This is a genomic window from Sutterella parvirubra YIT 11816 (assembly GCF_000250875.1).
In the GTDB taxonomy this organism is placed as follows: Bacteria; Pseudomonadota; Gammaproteobacteria; order Burkholderiales; family Burkholderiaceae_F; genus Sutterella; species Sutterella parvirubra.
Map to the genome: position 1 here is coordinate 28,175 of NZ_JH604983.1, position 2,663 is coordinate 30,837.

Consider the following 2,663-nt stretch of genomic DNA (forward strand, 5'->3'; position numbering starts at 1 on the left):
GGGCGCCCGGTCCGGCATCCATGGTTCGCCGCCGGCGCCCCGCTCCGCTACCGCGCATCTTGAAGACGGCGCATGACGGCGCCTTGACGTGCGGATGACGTTTTGCTGTCGGGAAAAGGCGCCCGGGCGGGCGAAGCGGACCGCCGGGAAAGCCCCGTGGCGGGGACCCGGGACGGGGCGTGTCCGGGGTGCGCGTAACGGACGGCGGCCGAACCCCGGCGGCGCGCAGCCCCGGCGGGATCGGAGGACGGGCGGGGTTCTGAACCCGATGAAGTACCGGACGAATACCCCGCGGGAGGACGCCCCGCGCCCTCACCGACCGGAAAAGATGCGGCGCGTCACGGAGCCGTCACGAAGATGAAGATTTCGTGTCGGAGGGCCTGACCGGCTTCTGCGGGAGGTGCGGACGCCCCCTGCGGCCGGGCTGCCGTGCGGACCGGGCCCCAAGACGCCGAAAGCCCGCCGGCACGAAACCGAACGGGCTTTCCTTCAAATGCTCAGAACTTCAGAGCGACGGGGCTGCCGAGATCAATGATCCGACTTGATTCCCGCCCCGCACATCGTGACGAGCGTGTCGGGCGCGGGGCCGTAGAGCTCGACGTACTTGCGGTAGCCGGCGAGGTTCGCGGCGGTCGTGTGCTCGCAGTAGATCCCGCGGCGGGCGATTTCGTGACGGCAGCCGAGGATTTCGTCCTCGCGCGCGGTGACGACGCGGATGTCGTGACGGCGGATCATGTCGAGAAGCTCCCGGCCGCGCATCGGCTGACCGATCGCGATCCCTTCAGCGAGCGTGGGCTTGACCTCAATCTGCGCGGGTTCGGTAGACCCCTTCTGAACGGCCTCCCAGAGCGGCGCGCAGTTCTCACCCTGCACCGCGATGATCTGCGGGAATTCGTCGATCGCGCCCGAGGCCTGGAGGTGTTCGAGCGCCAACACGGTCCCTATGAAGAGCGTGCCGTTCCCGACGGGAACGAGGACGTGCTTGGGCATGCGGCCCAGCTGCTCGAAGGCTTCGTAGACGTAGGTCTTGGTGCCTTCGTAGAAGAAGGGGTTGAAAACGTGGTTCGCGTAGAAGACGCCCTCTTCCTTCACGCGCGCGCGGCAGACGTCCGCGCAGTGGTCGCGCGTGCCGGGGACCACCACGGCTTTGGCGCCGTGCGCCTCGATCATCGTGATCTTCTTCGGGGACGTCCCTTCGGGGACGTAGATCTCGCACTCGATCCCCGCGCGGGCGCAGTAGGCGGCGACGCTGTTCCCGGCGTTCCCGCTCGAATCCTGCACGCACTTCTTGACGCCGATCGCCGCCATGTGCGCGACCAAGGTCGCCGCGCCGCGGTCCTTGAAGGAGAGCGTCGGCATGAAGTAGTCCATCTTGAAGAGGAGGTTCTCGTCGAACGGGATGACGGGCGTCATGCCCTCGCCCATCGTGATGCGGCGCCAGGGCGCGTCGGGGGCTTCCGGCGTGTCGACGCCCAAAAACGCGCGGTAGCGGAAGAGGCTCCAGGCGGAGCGGTCGATCAGCTTCTCATCCCACTTCGGGGCGTCGACGACGAGGTCGAACAGACCCCCGCACGTGCAGGTCGGGGCGTGAGTGGTGACGGGGGTTTCCTTCCCGCAGGCGGCGCAGCGGTAGTGCATGGCGGTTTCTCCTTCTTTGGCCTTCCTTTCGGACTGGTCTTTCGTGTAGTCGGTGCGGCGGATTCGGCGGACCTCAGCGCCTTCCAGAGAGATACGGCGGACCTCAGTCCTCGTCCATTTCCGCGACGGCCTCGATCTCGACGAGGCAGCCGAAGTGAAGATCGGTGGTCGAAACCACGACGCGCGCGGGCTTGTGCTCGCCGAAGAACGCGGCGTATTCCTCGTTGATGGGGCCCCAGTTTTCGACCGAGGGCGTATAGACGCGGCAGAGCACGACCTGATCGCGCCGACACCCGGCGGCCTTCAACACGCGGTCGACGTTGTCGAGCGCGAGGCGCGTGTGTTCGCGGATCCCGCCCTTCGCCACTTCGCGCGTGTCGGGGTCGATCGAGAGCTGACCCGAGACGTAGAGCATCCCCTTCGAGACGATGCCGGCGCTGTAGTGGCCCTTGTTTTCGCCCTTGAAGGGCGGGGTGATGATGCGCATGGGGGACTCCTCAAGTCGTGGGTGGTCTTTGGGTTGGTCTGCGGGATGGTCGATGAGACAGGACATTCTACGCTTCGGCCACTCGGGCGGCGGTTCTTCGGGAAGAGCCCCTGCGTGAAGACAGCCCTGACGGGCGGAGCTCCGAGCGGACGTCACAACGAAACGCCTTTTCAGACCTCCGCCCGGCGGAGAACGCATTGCTGCTCCCGATCGGGGTGCGGAAGAAGATGAGCGCCCGAACATTTGTCCGCAGGTTTGCCAGCATTCCAAGCTTCCGGCGAACCAAGACGACGAATGGGCGCGTAAAATCCCTTTTCAGACCTGAAGCGGCCGACCTTCGGGCCGAGGTTGAAGGCGCTCCCTTTCCCCTTGAGGACCCTTCACCGCGCCCGCGGCCCAAACACCCCGAGACCCGAAGACTTCCAAAGACCGCCCCCAAAAAAGGGACCAGGACCGACATGCATACCGAATCCCCAGTGGGCCACGCGCTCACGTCCGCCGCCGTTGAGACGCCCGCCTTCGTCATCGACGACGCGAA

3 protein-coding genes are annotated in these 2,663 nt (G+C 66.3%); 1 reads left to right on the plus strand and 2 read right to left on the minus strand.

Annotation, left to right across the window (positions count from 1 at the left end):
- Positions 1-528: 528 nt before the first annotated feature.
- Both HMPREF9440_RS06400 and HMPREF9440_RS06405 read right to left on the minus strand, forming a co-directional pair.
- Positions 529-1,638, minus strand: a complete 1,110-nt coding sequence (locus HMPREF9440_RS06400; protein WP_008542612.1) for a threonine synthase — start codon at positions 1,636-1,638, stop codon at positions 529-531.
- A 103-nt stretch (positions 1,639-1,741) separates the two neighbouring features.
- A complete protein-coding gene (locus tag HMPREF9440_RS06405; RefSeq protein WP_040764316.1) occupies positions 1,742-2,125 on the minus strand; it encodes a RidA family protein in 384 nt (127 codons plus the stop codon).
- A gap of 197 nt (positions 2,126-2,322) precedes the next feature.
- On the opposite strand from HMPREF9440_RS06405, the gene HMPREF9440_RS11680 reads away from it, so the two are divergent.
- Positions 2,323-2,663, plus strand: a 341-nt coding sequence (locus HMPREF9440_RS11680) for a hypothetical protein (RefSeq protein ID WP_216586064.1), incomplete at its 3' end; no start/stop codon positions are given.

What these genes read in the sequence shown, in the direction of transcription:
- HMPREF9440_RS06400 (WP_008542612.1), bottom strand. Translation starts at nt 1,638, where the DNA reads ATGCACTACCGCTGCGCCGCCTGCGGGAAGGAAACCCCCGTCACCACT.
- HMPREF9440_RS06405 (WP_040764316.1), bottom strand. Translation starts at nt 2,125, where the DNA reads ATGCGCATCATCACCCCGCCCTTCAAGGGCGAAAACAAGGGCCACTAC.